The 17,729-nt window shown below is 47.8% G+C and carries 16 protein-coding genes; 13 read left to right on the plus strand and 3 right to left on the minus strand.

The window, feature by feature from the left end:
* The first annotated feature begins 7 nt into the window (after positions 1-7).
* The 4 genes from I6N93_RS03945 to I6N93_RS03960 are packed head-to-tail and all read left to right on the plus strand — an operon-like array spanning position 8 to position 3,891.
* Positions 8-262, plus strand: coding sequence for a DUF7446 family protein (locus I6N93_RS03945; RefSeq protein WP_085686823.1), 255 nt, complete (start codon positions 8-10; stop codon positions 260-262).
* A complete protein-coding gene (locus I6N93_RS03950) occupies positions 255-671 on the plus strand; it encodes a TIGR03751 family conjugal transfer lipoprotein (protein ID WP_085686821.1) in 417 nt (138 codons plus the stop codon). Before I6N93_RS03945 ends, I6N93_RS03950 begins: the two co-directional genes overlap by 8 nt.
* The gene (locus tag I6N93_RS03955; RefSeq protein ID WP_085686819.1) at positions 671-3,475 is read left to right on the plus strand and encodes a conjugative transfer ATPase; all 2,805 of its coding nucleotides are present in this window, start codon (positions 671-673) and stop codon (positions 3,473-3,475) included. The genes I6N93_RS03950 and I6N93_RS03955 overlap by 1 nt, the downstream gene beginning before the upstream one ends.
* 11 nt (positions 3,476-3,486) lie before the next feature.
* Positions 3,487-3,891 carry a hypothetical protein gene (locus tag I6N93_RS03960; protein ID WP_085686817.1) on the plus strand — a complete coding sequence of 135 codons (405 nt, stop codon included), beginning with the start codon at positions 3,487-3,489 and terminating at the stop codon, positions 3,889-3,891.
* A gap of 304 nt (positions 3,892-4,195) precedes the next feature.
* Here the strand turns inward: I6N93_RS03960 and I6N93_RS03965 are convergent, their stop codons facing one another.
* Together I6N93_RS03965 and I6N93_RS03970 are read right to left on the minus strand one after the other, a co-directional pair.
* Positions 4,196-4,531 (minus strand): hypothetical protein, encoded by a 336-nt coding sequence (locus I6N93_RS03965; protein WP_085686815.1) that lies wholly within the window; start codon positions 4,529-4,531, stop codon positions 4,196-4,198.
* Between the two features lie 167 nt (positions 4,532-4,698).
* Positions 4,699-4,890: a hypothetical protein gene (locus I6N93_RS03970; RefSeq protein WP_139829921.1), complete on the minus strand. Its 192-nt coding sequence runs from the start codon at positions 4,888-4,890 to the stop codon at positions 4,699-4,701.
* 117 nt (positions 4,891-5,007) lie between these two features.
* Here I6N93_RS03970 and I6N93_RS03975 point away from each other — a divergent pair, with 117 nt between their 5' ends.
* Genes I6N93_RS03975 through I6N93_RS03995 form a run of 5 tightly spaced genes read left to right on the plus strand, consistent with a single transcriptional unit; the run spans position 5,008 to position 9,702 of the window.
* Positions 5,008-5,415, plus strand: coding sequence for a TIGR03757 family integrating conjugative element protein (locus I6N93_RS03975; protein ID WP_085686811.1), 408 nt, complete (start codon positions 5,008-5,010; stop codon positions 5,413-5,415).
* Positions 5,394-6,371 (plus strand): TIGR03756 family integrating conjugative element protein, encoded by a 978-nt coding sequence (locus I6N93_RS03980; protein ID WP_176222536.1) that lies wholly within the window; start codon positions 5,394-5,396, stop codon positions 6,369-6,371. The genes I6N93_RS03975 and I6N93_RS03980 overlap by 22 nt, the downstream gene beginning before the upstream one ends.
* Before the next feature lie 11 nt (positions 6,372-6,382).
* Positions 6,383-7,804, plus strand: a complete 1,422-nt coding sequence (locus I6N93_RS03985) for an integrating conjugative element protein (protein WP_112111539.1) — start codon at positions 6,383-6,385, stop codon at positions 7,802-7,804.
* Between the two features lies 1 nt (position 7,805).
* Entirely contained in the window at positions 7,806-8,144 is a 339-nt protein-coding gene (locus I6N93_RS03990) for a hypothetical protein (RefSeq protein ID WP_085686808.1), read from the plus strand.
* 10 nt (positions 8,145-8,154) lie between these two features.
* On the plus strand, positions 8,155-9,702 hold the full coding sequence (locus I6N93_RS03995; protein WP_085686806.1) for a conjugal transfer protein TraG N-terminal domain-containing protein: 1,548 nt from the start codon (positions 8,155-8,157) through the stop codon (positions 9,700-9,702).
* Positions 9,703-9,753: 51 nt separating this feature from the next.
* On the opposite strand, the gene I6N93_RS04000 is transcribed toward I6N93_RS03995, so the two are convergent.
* The gene (locus tag I6N93_RS04000) at positions 9,754-10,032 is read right to left on the minus strand and encodes a hypothetical protein (RefSeq protein WP_085686804.1); all 279 of its coding nucleotides are present in this window, start codon (positions 10,030-10,032) and stop codon (positions 9,754-9,756) included.
* A gap of 332 nt (positions 10,033-10,364) precedes the next feature.
* On the opposite strand from I6N93_RS04000, the gene I6N93_RS04005 reads away from it, so the two are divergent.
* From I6N93_RS04005 to I6N93_RS04020, 4 genes are all read left to right on the plus strand, one after another.
* Entirely contained in the window at positions 10,365-11,483 is a 1,119-nt protein-coding gene (locus I6N93_RS04005; RefSeq protein WP_085686802.1) for a DUF3289 family protein, read from the plus strand.
* Positions 11,480-12,166 (plus strand): hypothetical protein, encoded by a 687-nt coding sequence (locus tag I6N93_RS04010; protein ID WP_085686800.1) that lies wholly within the window; start codon positions 11,480-11,482, stop codon positions 12,164-12,166. Before I6N93_RS04005 ends, I6N93_RS04010 begins: the two co-directional genes overlap by 4 nt.
* 1,325 nt (positions 12,167-13,491) lie before the next feature.
* Complete coding sequence (locus I6N93_RS04015) at positions 13,492-14,400, plus strand: integrase domain-containing protein (RefSeq protein WP_085686798.1); 909 nt, start codon at positions 13,492-13,494, stop codon at positions 14,398-14,400.
* A gap of 259 nt (positions 14,401-14,659) precedes the next feature.
* On the plus strand, positions 14,660-17,413 hold the full coding sequence (locus I6N93_RS04020; RefSeq protein ID WP_085686796.1) for a TrlF family AAA-like ATPase: 2,754 nt from the start codon (positions 14,660-14,662) through the stop codon (positions 17,411-17,413).
* Positions 17,414-17,729: the final 316 nt, after the last annotated feature.

The raw sequence follows: 17,729 nt of genomic DNA on the forward strand, positions 1-17,729 counted from the left end.
GAAGACAATGAAACACACAGATCTTGAGTACCGGGTGGGGTATACCCCGCTCAGTGGACGGCTTTATGCCGGACTTGTCAGAAAAGACAACGGAAAGTGGGAAGATACGCCTCACGAAGTTACTGAATGGGCTATGTTGGCGGTCGCTCAAAAACTGGCCCGGGAAGAAAACGATATTCTGTATCCTTTGTCTGGAGGACGCGTTATGCGCCTGTCTGCTGTCATTACCGGTCCGGAAAGCGTGGAGGGCGCAGATGAGTAATGTTAAACGCCTTCCCTTGCTGTTTTCAGCTGTCGCTATCGCGCTGCTCTTAGCTGGCTGCAGCACTTCGAAAGATGAAATGCTGCCGCCCGGCGACAGTACTATGCTGGAGCTTTGGAACGATGGTGCATCAACTACTCATGCCACGAATGAAAGTCGCGCTACGTTGCGCCGGCCGGTCACTGATAGTGAACGCGTTATTGCCCAACAGACTCGCGACAGTTACAGCCGCACGCAGGAAAATGAAGTTCAGCAGACGTTCCCACGTCTCCCCAATCCTGACATGGTGATGTATGTATTACCGCATCTGGCCGAAGGAAATACGCCGGTGCCGGGGTATAGCACGGTCTTTCCTTTTTACAGTCAGGTCCAGTATGCCCTGCCTGGTGAGCGCACGGAGGATCTCTGATGGCCTTTTCTCTTTTCCGCCGCAGGGTCGACCCCCAGGAACCGCATCGTTACGGTGACGGCCCATTCTCAGTTCATGGTCATGAACCGTTGACGCGTGATGGACGCCTGACCCGCAGTGATGAGGCGAAGCTCTACAACACTGCGCCTTCTATCATCGATCACATCCCGTGGGGAGAATATCTTCCTGAGCATCAGTGCATCTTGCTCGATGACGGGGTGTCTGTCGGGGCCGTCTACGAAATTATTCCTGTGGGGACTGAGGGCCGTCCGGATTCCCGTTTGGAAGAAATCCGAGATGTGGTGGAAAACGCCTTGCAAGACAGCCTGCCGGAATTGGACTCACATCAGTGGGTGGTGCAGTTTTACTGTCAGGATGAGTCAGACCTGTCTGTTTATATGGACAAGGTTAGGGGTTATGTGAAGCCTAGAGCGCAGGGAACAGCCTTTACAGAAGCCTGGTTGAATGAACAGGCACGTCATCTACAAAATGTGGCCACCGAAAAGGGACTCTTCGTTGATGATGCCGTAACAGGAGCACCGTGGCGGGGTCAGATCCGCCGTACGCGAATGGTCATTTATCGCTGGGTTGAATCGCCATATCGCGATCCGATGCCTCCCGAAGTCCAACTGAAACAAGTGTGCGGTCGTCTAACGGCTGCGATGAGTGGTGCGGGTATTCAGTGCCAGCGTCAAAACGGTGAGCAGATCCACAGCTGGCTTTTGCGGTGGTTCAATCCTGAACCTAAGTGGGTTGATAAATCCACGCTTTATCGCTGTGCTAAACACACTGACGGTGCTTCTGGTGAACTGCCATTACTGAATGATTTTAGTGAAAGCCTGTGGTTTACCCGTCCCCGCAGCGATAGGGATAAGGGCGTGTGGTGGTTTGATGATGTGGCGCACAAGGCGGTGCCGGTTGCCCGCCTGCGCAACGCCCCTTCGACAGGGCATCTGACAGGAGAAGTGCGCCGCGGAGATAGCATCAATGCCATCATGGATCTCCTCCCTCAGGGGACAGTACTCACCATGACGCTGGTTATTCATCCTCAGGACAAACTAGAGGAAAATTTCTCCCGCCTGAGCCGTGACTCTATGGGAGAAAATGTGGACTCCCTACGTGCGCGTGAAGACGCTGCCACGGCTCGCTCCTACCTAGGTAACAAACACAAACTCTACCGTGCGGCGATAACTCTGCTTATTAAAGCCCAAGACCTCCCATCACTGGATAAGCGCTATCTCGAACTCAGCAGCAGATTGCTCAACTGTGGACTGGAGCCAGTAAACCCTGAATATGATATTGGTCCGCTCAGCACTTATATGCGGGCGTTACCTATGTGTTTTAACCCGACTCAGGATCGGCAAAACTGGTACACCCGCCTGATGTTTGTGCAGCATTTCGCCTGCTTGGCGCCCGTCTATGGACGGGATACCGGCACCGGCAACCCGGGATTCACCTTTTTTAATCGCGGCGGGGGGCCGCTTTCGGTGGATCCGCTGAACAGGAACGATCGTACTCAAAATGCGCATCTTATGCTTTTTGGACCCACTGGTGCGGGCAAGTCGGCTACGGCACTCGTCAAGTTGGCTCAGATGATGGCCATCTATCGCCCACGTATTTTTCTGATCGAGGCAGGCAATAGCTTTGGGCTGTTTGGTGATTACTGTGCCTCACTCGGCCTCAGCGTTCATAGAGTGAGTATCAAGCCTGGTAAAGTGATTTCACTTGCCCCATTTGGGGATTCGCATCTGCTGATGCAGGTAAAACCAGATGAATTGGTTATCAGTGAGGATGCGATCCCAGATATTGATGGTGAAGATGAAGATGAGGATGAGGGTGAGCGTGACATCCTCGGTGAGATGGAAATCGCCGCCCGCCTGATGATCACCGGTGGAGAGGCTGCAGAAGAGTCACGGTTGACCCGGGCAGACCGCGGCATGATCCGTGAAGCCATAATGATTGCAGCCAAAACAGCATACGAGGCCAGTCGGCAGATGTTACCTGAAGACCTCATGTTCGCGCTGCAGAATATCGCACGTGATAGCAGTTTGGGTGAAGATGGTCGGGAAAAACGCACTGCCGCACGCCGGGCCCGTGCGGAAGAAATGTCTGAGGCGTTACGCATGTTCACGGAGGGCTTCGAGGGAGAGCTTTTCAACCGTCCTGGAACGCCTTGGCCAGAAGCCGATGTCACGATCGTTGATCTAGGGACATTGGCTCGTGAGGGCTATGAGGCACAAATGGCAGTCGCAGTGATTTCCCTACTTAACGCTATTAATAATATTGCTGAGCGCGATCAGTACAGCGACAGGGACATCATCGTGCCCATTGATGAAGGTCATATAGTGACTACCAACCCACTCCTAGGTCCTTACGCGACTAAAATTGCCAAAATGTGGCGTAAGTTGGGCACGTGGCTTTGGATTTTTACGCAGAACCTGGAGGATTTTCCTGACACCGCAAAAAAGATGCTGAACATGGCGGAATGGTGGATTTGTTTGGTGATGCCTCCACAGGAAGTAGAGCAGATTGCCCGTTTTAAAACGTTGACTGATGAGCAGCGAGTGATGTTGCTTTCCGCCACGAAGGTGCCTCGAAAATACACGGAAGGTGTCATTCTCTCAGAGAAAGTCCAGGCGCTCTTCCGTGCAGTGCCACCTAGCCTCTATCTGGCATTGGGTATGACTGAAAAACCAGAAAAAGCTGAGAGACGGCAATTAATGAATGAATACCATTGCAGTGAACTTGAGGCTGCGTTTCATGTTGCGCGCCGGCTTGATGAACATCGCGGACTGAGTACCTGACAAGGGGATCTATGAAAAAACTAACTATGGCGCCGCCAGTGGTTGTACAGGAAAAAGCGCTGATCGCTTCTGTCATTTTTACTGTGCCGCCGCAGGGATCGGCATCCATTGGGCAATCTGACAGCTTGTCACTGGATACCCTGAGAAGAGAAATTTTGAAACGCCTCGAGCGACCGTTGCTACTGTCTGTCTATCCCCATCGTGTTGGACGCCGCAGTTGTATAGCGGTACATCTCATCGATGCCAATGAAAAGACGTTGGATATTCTCATCACTGTGACGGGAAATACCTTATGGCCGAATGAGGCTGAATTTGGAGCTAGCCTGCGCTGGAATATCTGTGTACCGGATGCTACAGACATGTTGTGGGTGCTGAAAGAAATTGACAGGCTAACAAGCGGGCAGGGGAGGTGTTAAAACGGGACCTGCGTGTTTGTCAGGCAGCGGGTTTGGCTGTCTGACAAACAGGGAGGCTGCGGGTGCGGGCGGCAAAGAGCCCGCGTTAAATCACTTTTTCTTCATGCTTGCCATTACAGTTTTTTATTTAACCTCCAAATGCATTCTCAGAAAATGACCTTTAGTCTATATAAAGGAGTCTTCTGATGCGTTATCCCTTTGAACTTGAACCACAGATTATGCATTACATCATCGATCGATTTAAAATGTGTCGATATACAAATGCTGGCGCGGCCTAGAACCAGACTGGGCTTATCTATGATTACTAGCGTTCAAATCTTGCCCGTCTATTGTCATAAAAACTTTTTTCTTCTAGGCAAGTTTCACACTGCAGGCTTTGAGTGTCATCGCTAAGTCTATAAGCATCTAACAAAGCTTCTTCAGTTAGTTCTCTATTGCAGCCATTGTGGGTACCACCAGGGTCAACAAAGCCAGCGCAGTGTTGTGTTAAAAACGGTTTTAAAACCTGCTGTTGGCGGGTAGATAGTGAGTTAAAACCGTTATCAATAGCAAGCTGTGCAATTCCACTAACCATCTGTTTTTCATGGTAAAAAATGTCTTTTTCTAGCTGAATACGTAAAATATCTTCTGTTATTGGCATCGCGAACTCCAGAATGAATGAGAAAAAAATATAAAACACCACGACTCAGAAAGTTATTTCTGAGACAGTAATTCCCGAATTGAAACTATAATTTGTTCCAATTATCTTTGACTAACCCAAAGGCTCGTTTTTCGGTAAAGCACTAATTTTAAAGGAAATGATAAGTGTTAACGGACCATGTGCTGAATATGCTGCATCGGTTTGTAATCATTTAAAGCTATATCGGGTTGTTTATAATTATAAAACCATTGCAACCCGGTGGCATAGTTTTGTAATTCATCCGGTGATGTAAGTAGGTGCTGTCCCAGCCAGTCATAATGCACTGGGCAGTGGCTGTTTTTGTCCGTGAGCTGGCTCATTTTGTCGACCAGACTGTTAATCAGAAAAATTATCAGCATTGGACTCAGAGTTAATTACTGACCTGCTGTGTCATTGAACGCACCCTGAGCGGGTTACTCACTCAGGGAGTGTTCCTCATGAAAGTACCCGTCTGCTGCCTTGCAGCATTATTGCTTACCTCTGGTGCATACGCCGATACAGTCATTTATACCGATAGCAAACACCCTATTACGCGGGATCCCGGACCGGGCGTGTCTGTCATTTTGCTCGATGCGCCCGAACAGTTGCAGGCACAGCAGTTCGGATCATTGTCAGCAGACCCGTTTCAGGCCGAGCAACAGGCGCGTGAGGTCATACGCTCGTCCGCTTTCGAACAGAACCAGCAGAATCTTACAGAAGCCTATTCCCGTCTTACACATGCCTGGTCTCTGGGACTGGATAAGTATCCTGCCGTCGTGTTTGACGATAAATGGGTGGTGTACGGCACCACTGACATCGGCGTGGCCACGCAGCAACTGAACGCATGGAAGGAGACAGCTCAGTGAAACGGACTCATTTTCGGCCGCGCCGTCTAGTACTCGCCACGTTGTTGGCTTGCACGGGTTCAATGGCCAGCGTCAACACCGCAAGCTTATTGTCTAGCGCAACCACAACTGATTGTATTAGTTGGCGTATCAGCGGTATTTGCTACTGGTTGTTTTGTACACCGTTCGGATGCTCAGTGAAAACCTCCGTCAAGGTGACGCATTTTATCCCTGAAACTGTTGTGTCGGCTTACCAAAATCCCGGGGAGAACTCTTGGACAGAAATGTCAGCCGTCAGCGAATTGGCAGCTGGTACTGAGAGCGCAATGCTGGGGATGGCCACCGGCGGAGGCCGTCAGGAGATGAAAGTTCCCGGTAAACGTAAGCAGAACCTGCATTTTTACTACAGCGACGCCTATGGCCACCCTGCGACAAAACTTATAGGTGGCATGGTTTCCGGATACTCCTGTGACAGCGCGGCTACGCCGTTCATGCCGTATTTTTCCAGTAGCCTCGATGCGCTGGCCTGGCGCACCGGCGTGCCTGAATCTTTCTACCCAGAAGCGCTTATCCCGGGACAGCGTGAAATCGGGAGTACGGCTGTTGGCAACATGTGGGGCAATGTCTACCCCCGAAGCGGGTTTGTGACTCAGACGGACAGCTATAAGTCTGCAGCGGTCGTGGTGCAGCGCGTGGCAGACATCATCACCCGCCAAGGGCAATTACACGTATACAGTCCGCTTACCGGTCAGCAATCACCTGGATATTGGCCGCCAGACTCCGTACAGGAAAATACCGGAACAAAAAATCATAAGTGGCAGCGCCTTTCCCCACAGATGTCGCAGAGCTGCGCTGTCTTTCCAGATACTGGAGGACAGATTGCTGAAGACGGCAATTATGCCTGGGCACTCTGGCAACCTTACAGCTGTTGTAAACGCCGCGGGCAGACCTTTCTTTACAGTACCGACTTTTCCTAAGAGGGACATCTATGAAACAGCAGCATAGAAAACAATTGCGCCGTGTGGCGGCGATTACGGCTCTTTCCGTTATTTCCGTTTCGGCAAGAGCGGTCGACACCTCGCTGTCTTCGTCCGGTGCATCTGTTAGTGGAGCCATTAATGATGGCCTGTTTTATTCGATCGGTGGCGGTTCGGTTATTTCGCCTCCGCCAAGCCGTAGCAATATGTCGCGGCTCGGATTAAACGGTGGATGGAGTAGTGATCTGATGTGCGGCAACTTCGATCTGAAAACAACCGTGGGAAATCAGCTTAACGGCATCACAAGTGGGTTTAAAGATCTGATGGGGAATGTAATCCAAGGTGCCACTGGCGCAGTGATGAGCATGCCAGCGATGGTTATTCAGCGCGCGAACCCGGGTCTGTATGAAATGCTCACAAATGGGGTGTTACAAGCTGGGATTAACTTTGATAAATCCCAGCTCAACTGTCAGAACATGTCGAAAAAACTGGCCGATTACACTCTCGGGAGCAAATGGCAGCAGGCAGCTGTATCTGAAGAGTACAAGGATATTGTGTCTACGAGCGATGGCGATGCGGTCTCAAGCGATCAAAAACTTCAGAAAGCAACCGGGGAGGAGGGGGTGACCTGGGTAGGAGGACAGCGCAGAGGAGGGAAAGGCCAACAAGCTATCCAACCCACGCGTGATTTGGCGAAAGCAGGTTACAACATGATGAACAGCCTGCCGGTGACCAGCAACAGCAGTGTCGGTTCTGGAAATTGTACTGGCACTATGTGTCAGCGGTGGCCATCTTCAGACGCGGCAGCAGCTGCTGTAGTGAAAGTACTCGGTGATCGTTCTATCCGAACCTGTCGTGAAACAAGTGGATGCACCAGTGGGGGGGCTGACAATCAGCCGGGGAGTACTCTTGCTGGCACGGGGTTCTCTCCAGTACTTGAAGATGCAACCAAAGCGAATCTTGAACAGCTCAGTAAATTAATCGGCGGTGAACTTCAACCCACGAGCGATAACCTTGCTGCCCTCAAAACCGGTAGCCTGGTGGTCACGCGCGGTGTCATCCAGTCTCTGCGTGACGATCCCGATAAGGGTGCATTAGTACAGCGCCTCGCTGGCGAGTTGGCGATGGCAGACACCGTAGAAACCGCACTCACTATGCGCCGTATGCTGACCACCGGTGCATCAGAGCCTAATGCCGCGGAGCAACTTGAGGCAATTGCTGAGGGTGACCGCCGTATTGATGCGCTGGACCGTGAATTGAATGCTTTGCGTAATGAAATGGAACTTCGTAAGTCGATTAGTAATAACAGTCTGCTGACTACGTTGGCGCGTCAGGGTTCCCGTAATCAGGATAACCAATTACAGCAGAAGACCGGTAACCAGGATCAAGGGTTTGGCCAGATGAATCAGTCCCAATCTTCAGGAGCCCAGTGAGATGATGCTTTCTTTGATTCGCGGTCGTGCCGGCCGCATTGTAATAACGATCATCGCTTTACTATTGATCAGTGCCGGCATGTTCGCGCTGGCTTCCGTGATGATGGCTTATGACCCAGACGGACATTTGGTGCGTCGTTGGCTGCATGACAGCCGCTGGGCGTTGTTTGCCTGGAGGCTGATGATGTACGCCGGCATCATGGCGGTCTGGTTGATAAAGGTTCGCCCCTTGCTGCTGAAGCGTTGGCCAGAGACCCGTTCTCGTCTGCCACGAACCGAGTTACTCGGGGGACTTTTTATTCTGGCAATAGAGTGTGTGGCCTGGATAGGTACGGTGTAAGGAGAAGAAAATGACTGCGAATAGTTATCTGGAGTATTTTCTTGTCCTTTTCGGCTGGGTAATGAACAACGCCATGTGGAGCATTCTCGGCAGTACGGGATTGTTTGCTTTGCCGCTAATCTTTAAGGTTGTGGGCGTGTGGCTTAAAGTCCGGGAGGAGGGTGCTGATGAAGGGAATAAAGGACTGCTCGCGCTACCTCGAATTGAACACGCTGTTTACGTCTCATTTTTGGTCATGCTGTTCTGCTGTATCCCGTTGCTTCCGCTAGATATTAGTACGATGAAATTCGACAGCTCACGGGCAAAACAGTGTGGTATCAGCGTACCGCTCCCACAGGCTTCAGGCTACGGCGGGCTGGTACATGACTTTGACGGTCGCACTGCGCAGGTGCCCATTTGGTGGTATCTGCTGCACATGATGTCGAAGGGGACTACGCAGGCGATGATTGCTTCCATTCCCTGCGGCACACAACTGCGCCAGATGCGCTTTGATGTGCAGAACACAAAGCTGCGTGATCCGGTGTTGTTGCAAGAGGTACAAGAATTCGCCAACCAGTGTTATTCCCGAGCGTACTTCCGACTGAAGAACAGCAATAGCCAACTGACTGATGCGACTATTAACTCTGTAGGTTGGATCGGCAGCGACTATTTTCTGAATACATCCGGCTACTACGACTACTACACATCAATGACACCACGCAGCCAGTGGCCGTATGACAATACGCGCGATAGTGGGTACCCCGATACTGGCCAAGGTGGATACCCCACCTGTAAAATATGGTGGTCTGATAGTTCATCAGGGCTCCGTAAACGCGTGTTGGGGATGTTCAGTGAATACACCCGTAAGCAAGCACAATGGCAGTTTCCTGGTCAGCAATGGGAAGAAGCAGCTTTGCGGTGGTTAGTAAGTCCGAGAAATGCTGGCCTTTCCGGAGACGGGGAGACTTATGCTGTCAGTAACTCCGATAGTATTACTGGAGTGGTTGGTAATGCGACACGGCTGACCTCTACTATCGGACTTGGCCTTAAGCAGGCAGAGGCGCTACCAGGATTTGATGCGTTAAAGCAGGCACTGCCCATGATTCAGGCGTTGCTACAAATGATGATCATTACGGTTATACCCATACTGATGATGTTCAGCGCTTATGAACCTAAAACAGTAGTGACCATATCATTTGCGCTTTTTGCACTACAGTTCATCACCTTCTGGTGGGAATTAGCCGGTTGGCTTGATGACCGTCTTATTACCATCCTTTATGACAATATGGCGCAACAGGGACTTGCTAGCAGTTCTGTTCCATTCGCTAACTTTGTTAGTTCAACAACCGACGGTTGGATTATGAACCTGGTGCTGGGGATGATGTACGTAGTGTTTCCTGCATTCTGGGTGGGAATGCTGGGCTGGGCTGGAGCACGTATTGGTTCGATGGCGAGCCATTTGAGTGATGGCGCTAAAATGCCGATGGATGCTGGGGTAGAAGCAGGCCGATCAGCACAAGAAACGGTAGTTGGTGGAGCGAAGAGTGCTATGGGCGGAGTGAAAGGAGCGTTGAAGTAAATTAAGTTTATTAGTTACACTCAAAAAGCGGTAGTAAGGGAGATCTACCGCTTAATTGAATCCATCTTTATTCCTAAAGAAGCCTTTCTTTTCCCAACTGAATCTTATTGGGGATTTATATTCATTGTTAGATTCTTGTGAGCTGGAAATCGAAGACATCACTCCTGAAAGCACTGAACTACCTAATTCACCAGTTGCACCGGTCAATGCAATAGGTGCGTTTTCTTTCCGCTTTAGTTTGGATTCATCAAATACTATATTACGACGTTTATTGGTGAACCGTGTCAATGTAAGCTCCAAATCATCAGTATCAAATCCATTTTTACACATAGCGGTGTTTCCTGTGTTTTAGGTTGTAGCGAAAGGAAGAAATGGACAAATCAAGTCTTTCACTCTTACTCAAAAATCTATCTTAGATTACTAGTTCTCTGAAGAACTGGCAAATATTTGAGCACTTAACAATAATTTTGCTAAATAGCTCGTAAATTACCTCTGACTCTATATACCGGCACTTATAGCTAGCGATCAGTTCGCCCATCCCTAGCTGATTCTTACCTTCGTTTAGTGTGTTTTTCGTGAGAGAACGCTCATTTACATAACAATATCCTGCGCATAGAATACGCACGCTTTACAAGGAGAGATCTGTTTACAAGGAATGGAACATGCTGATCACCAAGCGTCTGGATGAGCTCACCCCAGACGAATTTACTCGTATCTTATCGCCTGAAAAAGGCAGCGCTCTGGATGCCAAAACCGTCGTATTAGGCTCACAAGAACACGCCTGTTGTTCGTTAAATGCCGGTACGTTGGATATCAATGCCAGCCGCGACTTTTCCAATACCGTCCAAAACGCCTACGCCCGCGCCAAGGTCAACGCCCCGGCGCAGAAAGCGGGCTGGGGCTTTGCGCCTCGGCCGGCTACGCCGCGAACCGAACCCGAACCGACGCTCAAGGTCATTGAAGTGACCGATACCACCAGTGCGACGCGTGTCGATCTCCCTATTCTGGTGTACGAGACGAAACATAAGCCGGGATTGAACGCTGATGGAACACCTGCGGCAGACATGCTCTACGGTGATATGACTAAAGAAGAAATTACAGCTATTCCTACGTATATGAATACGCATATGTTTGCTGTGGATGATTGGACGGTTGACTTCGAATCTCCTGATTTTTTCTTCCAGAAATTTAGAGAGATGACAACAATACTGTTCTCTGCTGGCGACTTGAAGTTCGTGATCCTCGCGATGATCGCCAAATTTGAAAAAAAGGAGGGTGGTGAATTTAGGCATCCAGATTTGACGCGAGCTGTGCGTGCACATCCTGGTACTCAAGCTTTTGTTAATCGTTTACTTAAAGGCGTTCATAGAACCATAAAAAAGCAACAAGGCGAAATCAATCAACTCCCTTTAGATAATTGGATACCTCAATATCAGGAGCCAGGGGAGAGCACTCTCCGTCCCCCCACATTCCACTCTGTTAGTGATATTTATGGGGGGCTGACTATCACAATCAATGACGTATGGGCAGCCAAAGCGGAGCTGGTCCAATATGATAAAGTTGGTCGTTTTTATACTGGCAAGATTCGTGTCACGTTCTATGACCATTTTGGATTAGATATACCCGATGTAGGACCTGATCCTACCAACGGATCCATAAAAAAATATGGCATGCTTTTAGGGTTCCGAAGCTGGTTTATTCTGCAGCATCTGAAGACATTTGGGTATAAACCCTTTATTACCGTTATGGAAATGGATTATCCCATTAAAGGAGCGTTATGAATATCACCTTCGCTTTTTTGATCATTAATTACTTACTCCTCGTGGTAGGGCGTCTTCATCAATTTGATGAAAATTCTTTTTTTTATATACACTACTCCACGATGTTGCCACTGATATGGGTGATGAGTCCTATATCCACCCTTGTGTTTATATGTAGTCGGCACCGGCTTAAATGGCGTTATGCGTGTGGCAACGTACTACTGCATGTATTAACTGCTTTATGGATTAATTATATTGGCCCAATCTCTGCGGCTGTGTCCTTTGGTTCTCCGACCATTGTATCTGTAGGGGACAATGAAAATTACGTGGTCATTAATGCGCCCAAAGGTCAACAAGCAATGATTGATTTGGTTATGGCGTATTTTAAACAGCATCCTTTTGATAAAAACCAAGAGGAAGTTAATGCTGTTTTTAAAAAGAAAAGCATTGATACTCCTACTAATGGAAAAAGGCAGTTATCACATTGGTGGAATGAGCCAATGACGGGACCAACGCCAAAGTACATTTATACTGGAGATTATGAAATCGTTGCGATGACATATTTTAATAAAAAAAATAATAATGACCTTAAAATGTTGACTCGTTTTTGGTTTGTCAATGGTTATGAATTAACTTGTGATAAAAATGAATTTAATATTGTGGATGTTCAATTAAATGGAACGCAAGACCCCACTTGTAATTAAAATTATCATATTTTTATATTTGCTTGTGTTTTTAATTGTTGATTTATGCCCACTCCTTGTGGGCTGTTTTATCAATTTTATAAAGATTTTTTGTATGTGCGTTATTCTACGATGTTGTCACTGATATGTATTTTCAGATAACACCTCCATCTCCGAATTTATATTTGACTGGTAATATCTTTCTATAGATATTTGCCGAATTATAGGTTGTCTATATTTCTCCAATATTGGCTGCGCTGTCTTTTGTTTTTCCCACCATAGTACTTTAGTTATCAATGATTATGAGCATGCTTACGACATAAATAGATTTAATATTGTCTATACTCAATAAAATGGCACTCAAAGACCGACTTGCGATTAAGCTCATTATGTGAGGTAGGGGCATGGTATTTATGCCCTGATCAATAAACTGAATAATTTATCTTCATCACATTTTCTATGTTTCTATGTTCAGAACTTGAAAATAGGGCACGACTCGAGATAGTATTTACATCGTTGTACCGTTGCTTTAAGCAACACGCCAATGTCCTAGCAATCTGAGAAGGACGCCTTCGGGTGATTGCATGCCAAAACCGTCATGACCTGAGAGACGGAGCCTTCGGGCGGTAAACCCGTTAGCCTTTGAAAATGGGGATCGTTGTGATAGCGATAAAGGATCTTACTTCACTCAAGATACTGTCTCTGACAGTTCTCCCACGGGCTTTCTAGTCTGTTTTCTTCGTTTCGTCTCAATTCTTGACGACTGCATCCGTTGCAAACTTTGCGGCGTGGATATGACCATTTGGAACATTCGGGCATCTTCCACGACTGCATTGAGAGCAGAGGAGCGCGGCGTCACTTGCGTTCGAGTGAAACGAGTACCAAGTGACGCCGCAAAGCGGCATACGTCAAAACCACGTAATACGTGCCTTCACGAACGATTTTAAAGGTGTTTTCACGGGAATCACCAAATCGTAATTTTTAATACGTCTATGTTTTGCGTCCGTTTTCACGGACGGCCGCAAAACGAAAATATCAACCAATGTCCAGTTTAGGACTTTAACTACATGAAATAAGGAGAAAATCGTCCAGGTACTGAGGCGTTCATCGTAATCAGGTGAACGGGGAGCATAACCACCGTCGCACAGAGTGCTTAACGGGCTCCTGCAATAACTCAACTCAGCCTCGCCATGCTACACAGTACCTGACGGCCATGATGGCAAACGAACCGACACGCATGGACGTCTGACCAACGCACTGGTCTTGGTTGAGGTTCTTTCAGCCGTGAGCTGCCTGTGGGCTACTCACGGCTGAAAGAACCGTGATTGTAGGTAGAAGAGGGTAGGATGAAGCAAAAAAGTACGCGTTCAAAAATTGAAGGGTTTAGGAAGGACTTCATATCTTTGGCCAGGAAAGGAGCTGGAGGATATGCAACGATCGCCGATCGTCAGAGGGTTGGACGTTATTTTCTTGATCACCTTAAAAATAGTGGGATTAAACTTCGCAGCGTCGATTCGTTGAAAGTTCGTTACGTTGAAAATTATATTACATTTCGAAAAGCGCAGAAAATAAGTCATCGAACACTTCAAAATGAAATGTCTGTGTTACGGGGGATTTTCAGCGCGGCAGGTAAACATCGTCTGGCAGATCCAAATAATGAAAGATTGAGTAATAAAGCTCTGGGGATTTCAGGTGTAAATCGCGACGGTACCAAAACAGCTTTAACACGCGAGGAATTTTCGAAGGCTTTTAGTGAAGTAGAAAAACAGGACCGTGGTGTTGCCGCAACGATGAGATTAGCTTTTGTCTTTGGTTTAAGAACGAAAGAGGCTGTTGAAGCCTGTAAATCATTATCGACCTGGAAACGTGCCGTCGTTAATGGAGATAAATCTGTACGTGTTGTATTTGGTACAAAAGGGGGGCGTCCGCGAGATACTACAATAATTGATCGGGATGAAGCGTTGAGAGCTATTATTTATGCTGAGAAGTCAGCCAGTGAACGTAATGGTAAGCTTATTGATAAGCCAGGTATTCATCAGGCTATTAATCGATATCGTTATTTTGTTCGAAAGGCTGGATTGGTTGGAGAAAAAGCACCTCACAGTATGCGTTACAATTTTGCCCGAGAGTTATCGTCTTTTCATAAAGCGCAGGGTTTCAATGAAAAAGAGGTCATGGCAATGATATCAATGGATCTTGGACATGGCGATGGCCGTGGTCGTTATATTCGTCAGGTTTATTATCGGTCAAGATAAGAAGGATGAATAATATTCCGGAATTTAAAAAATCACATGGTTAAATTATTATTAATTCATTAATTTTTAGACTCTTTTTGCACTATTCCATTAACCTGCTCCCAGTTAATTAATGTAGACTGATGTAAGGAAAGTCTGCTTTGAGCGAATTGCGGACATTAGACTTTTTAACCTTACAAAGTAACCTAGTTTGCAAGGTTATCGACCTTGCATGATCGCACTAATAAGTTGTTATGCAAAAATAACAGGAACAGTATAAATGAACTGGATTGGTTCACGGTGGTGGAAATTTGATTTCCACAACCATACTCCGGCATCGGACGATTATGGGAAAGGCCCTGACCAGGCCCAGTATAAGCAGATCAATCACAAGGATTGGCTGCTCAACTACATGCGGCAAGGCATCGATTGTGTCGCAATAACGGATCACAATTCAGGTGCTTGGATTGATCCACTCAAGCAGGCACTCCAGGAGCTGGCATCTGAAGGTCATGCGGATTATCGACCGATCTACCTCTTCCCAGGTGTTGAGCTTACCGTTCATGGGAATATCCATATTCTGGCCATTTTCGGCCAAGACAAGACAACCTCTGATATTGACACACTGCTCGGTGCGGTCAGGTATCGCGCCACCAAGGGAAAGAGCGACGGCTGTTCGGAATGCTCTGCAGTCGAGGTGATTGACGAAATTGCCAAGTCAGGTGGACTTGCAATACCTGCTCATGTCGATCAGGCCAGCGGAATTTTTACGATCTGTACCGGCAACACACTGGAGCAGGTACTCGACAGCAAATGTGTCTTTGCTATGGAGGTAATAGACCTTGAGCAGGCAAAACCGCAGCTCTACATCGGAAAGAATTTGAATTGGGCGGAGGTTCTTGGAACCGATTCCCATCATCCGTCCGGTACCGTAAGTCAACGTTACCCTGGTAGTCATTTCACCTGGGTAAAAATGTCGGAGCCATCCTATGACGGATTACGGCTTGCGCTCATTGATGGGGCTCTTTCACTGAAGCGGTCGGACAACTTCACTGGTGACCCCAACACTCATGGACAACTCGCCATCGAAAGTATAGTAGTTGATGATGCGAAGTATCTGGGGCGAGGGCAATCCTTATCCTGTCAATTAAATCCCTGGCTCAACACCATCATTGGTGGACGAGGCACTGGGAAATCGACTTCGTTGGAGTTTCTGCGGATTGCTCTCAAACGAAAGGGAGAAATCCCCAATAGCCTTGAAAAAGAATTTATCAAATACAGTCAAACGTCGAAAGACCGTCAGGATGAAGGGCTGTTAACAGAGGCCACAAAAATTACCGTCGGCTTTCGAAAAGACGGTGGCCGCTTTCGAATCACCTGGTCTAACACCGACAACAGATACGCTATAGAGGAAGAAACCGATCCTGGAATCTGGAGCGTTTCTGAGGGAGACATAGCACAACGATTTCCTGTCAGAATTTACAGCCAGAAACAGATATTCGAACTGGCGAAGCATCCCCAGGCGCTCTTGCAGGTTGTCGATGATGCCTCTGTGGTCAATCATCGTGATTGGAAGCTTAAGTGGGAGGAATTGGTTTTCAAATATCTCTCGATTCGCGCCCAGGAACGTGAAGTTCAGGCCGGACTTCAGGAAGAATTGGTAACTAAAGGTCAACTTGAGGACGTCAAACGCAAGCTCGATGTTTTTGAAAAGGCGGGCCACGCGGATGTCCTCAAGGCTTACCAACTCAGACAGAACCAGAGTAAGGCTATGGACTCTTGGGTTACGACTTGGGAGGGTTCCGCAGAACAGGTCCGGGATATTTCTGGAAGCCTACTGCCAGCAGAATTGGATTTACAATATTTCGACATTGGGAATGCGGATGACAAAGAACTCTTCGATACCGTCAAGGGCATCCGTGCGACGTTTGAGAAGCTTCAGATAGAGATGAACTCGATCGCGCAGCGGATTGATGATGTGAAGAACTCATGGAATCAAGTGCGGTCAGACTTGGGAATATCGAAAAGAATTACAGCGGCGAGCCAGGAATACATCGGCCTCCTCGGTCAACTCAGCGCAGCAGATGCAGGTGATCCATCTGCATATGGTGTTCTGGTTAAGCAGCGACAAGATTTCGAAGATAAGCTCAAGGGATTCGACAAAAAGAGAGAAACTCTTGCGCAGCATCAGAAGAGCGCGGAAGAATACTTGGTCAGGCTCCATGAGCATCGAGCATTGATAACCAAGCTTCGTGAGGACTTTCTCAAGGATACCCTCGTCGGCAATTCATATGTACAGATCAATGTCATTCCGTTTGGAAACAAGCTTACGGTTGAGGAAGAATTCCGTAACCTGATCGGCCGCAATAGTGGCGGATTTGACCGCGACATTGGGGTTGTTGACGGGGATGAGGGTTTGCTGGCTAATTTAACGCAAGACCCATCCAAAACTATGGATGATAAAATTGAGAAATTAAAATCATCGCTACTTGCAATCCATGAAAACGATACTACAGCGGTAGATTCCTGCAAAGATCGACGTTTTGTATCCCACATTCAGGGGCTAACTCCGGAACAGATAGATCGAATTCAATGCTGGTTTCCAGGTGATTCTCTGGATATCAGATATAGCCTTAAGAACGGCGAGAGTTTCAAACCCGTAGAGCAAGGATCTCCGGGTCAAAAAACGGCGGCTCTCCTTGCATTTATCCTTTCATATGGCAATGAGCCTCTTGTACTTGATCAGCCTGAGGATGATCTTGATAACCACTTGATCTATGATCTGATCGTGACGCAATTGCGTGAGATCAAACAAAAACGGCAGGTTTTAGTGGTCACGCACAACGCTAACATCGTCGTGAATGGTGACGCGGAAAACGTCATTGCCCTTGATATTCGGTCTGGCCAAACCAGAATTGTGACGCAAGGGGGGCTTCAAGAGCCTTCCATACGTGATGAGATATGCCGAGTGATGGAAGGAGGCATAGAGGCCTTTACCCAAAGATATAAACGAATCAATGCAGTAATTACATAAAAAGGCGCTGCATTCGGACGGCAATTCCTCTGCGCACAATTGCCGCCGGTGTTGGTCGTTAACGTCCGCTTTGGCACACAGCAGACAAGTACGTGATGCTGAGGTCTGCTGAGAGCGATCTGCGGACATTGCTATCAGCATTCTGAGCGAATCAACGGAGAGCAGAACAGAAGAAATATGCTTACCAGGCAAAGAGACAATTCTAAGTCGATAACTCATCAAAGATAAAACGCCAGAAGATATTTTATATTTACACATTAAGATGTCAGTAAGTATACCCCCTGATTATTCAGGGGGGTTATGATTGTGCATACAT

It is taken from the genome of Lonsdalea populi (assembly GCF_015999465.1).
In the GTDB taxonomy this organism is placed as follows: domain Bacteria; phylum Pseudomonadota; class Gammaproteobacteria; order Enterobacterales; family Enterobacteriaceae; genus Lonsdalea; species Lonsdalea populi.

Coding starts and splice junctions, on each gene's coding strand:
- I6N93_RS03990 (WP_085686808.1), top strand. CDS start 7,806: ATGATGCTTTCTTTGATTCGCGGTCGTGCCGGCCGCATTGTAATAACG.
- I6N93_RS04010 (WP_085686800.1), top strand. CDS start 11,480: ATGAATATCACCTTCGCTTTTTTGATCATTAATTACTTACTCCTCGTG.
- I6N93_RS04000 (WP_085686804.1), bottom strand. CDS start 10,032: ATGTGTAAAAATGGATTTGATACTGATGATTTGGAGCTTACATTGACA.
- I6N93_RS04020 (WP_085686796.1), top strand. CDS start 14,660: ATGAACTGGATTGGTTCACGGTGGTGGAAATTTGATTTCCACAACCAT.
- I6N93_RS03950 (WP_085686821.1), top strand. CDS start 255: ATGAGTAATGTTAAACGCCTTCCCTTGCTGTTTTCAGCTGTCGCTATC.
- I6N93_RS03955 (WP_085686819.1), top strand. CDS start 671: ATGGCCTTTTCTCTTTTCCGCCGCAGGGTCGACCCCCAGGAACCGCAT.
- I6N93_RS03960 (WP_085686817.1), top strand. CDS start 3,487: ATGAAAAAACTAACTATGGCGCCGCCAGTGGTTGTACAGGAAAAAGCG.
- I6N93_RS03980 (WP_176222536.1), top strand. CDS start 5,394: ATGGAAGGAGACAGCTCAGTGAAACGGACTCATTTTCGGCCGCGCCGT.
- I6N93_RS03975 (WP_085686811.1), top strand. CDS start 5,008: ATGAAAGTACCCGTCTGCTGCCTTGCAGCATTATTGCTTACCTCTGGT.
- I6N93_RS03995 (WP_085686806.1), top strand. CDS start 8,155: ATGACTGCGAATAGTTATCTGGAGTATTTTCTTGTCCTTTTCGGCTGG.
- I6N93_RS03970 (WP_139829921.1), bottom strand. CDS start 4,890: ATGAGCCAGCTCACGGACAAAAACAGCCACTGCCCAGTGCATTATGAC.
- I6N93_RS04015 (WP_085686798.1), top strand. CDS start 13,492: ATGAAGCAAAAAAGTACGCGTTCAAAAATTGAAGGGTTTAGGAAGGAC.
- I6N93_RS04005 (WP_085686802.1), top strand. CDS start 10,365: ATGCTGATCACCAAGCGTCTGGATGAGCTCACCCCAGACGAATTTACT.
- I6N93_RS03965 (WP_085686815.1), bottom strand. CDS start 4,531: ATGCCAATAACAGAAGATATTTTACGTATTCAGCTAGAAAAAGACATT.
- I6N93_RS03945 (WP_085686823.1), top strand. CDS start 8: ATGAAACACACAGATCTTGAGTACCGGGTGGGGTATACCCCGCTCAGT.
- I6N93_RS03985 (WP_112111539.1), top strand. CDS start 6,383: ATGAAACAGCAGCATAGAAAACAATTGCGCCGTGTGGCGGCGATTACG.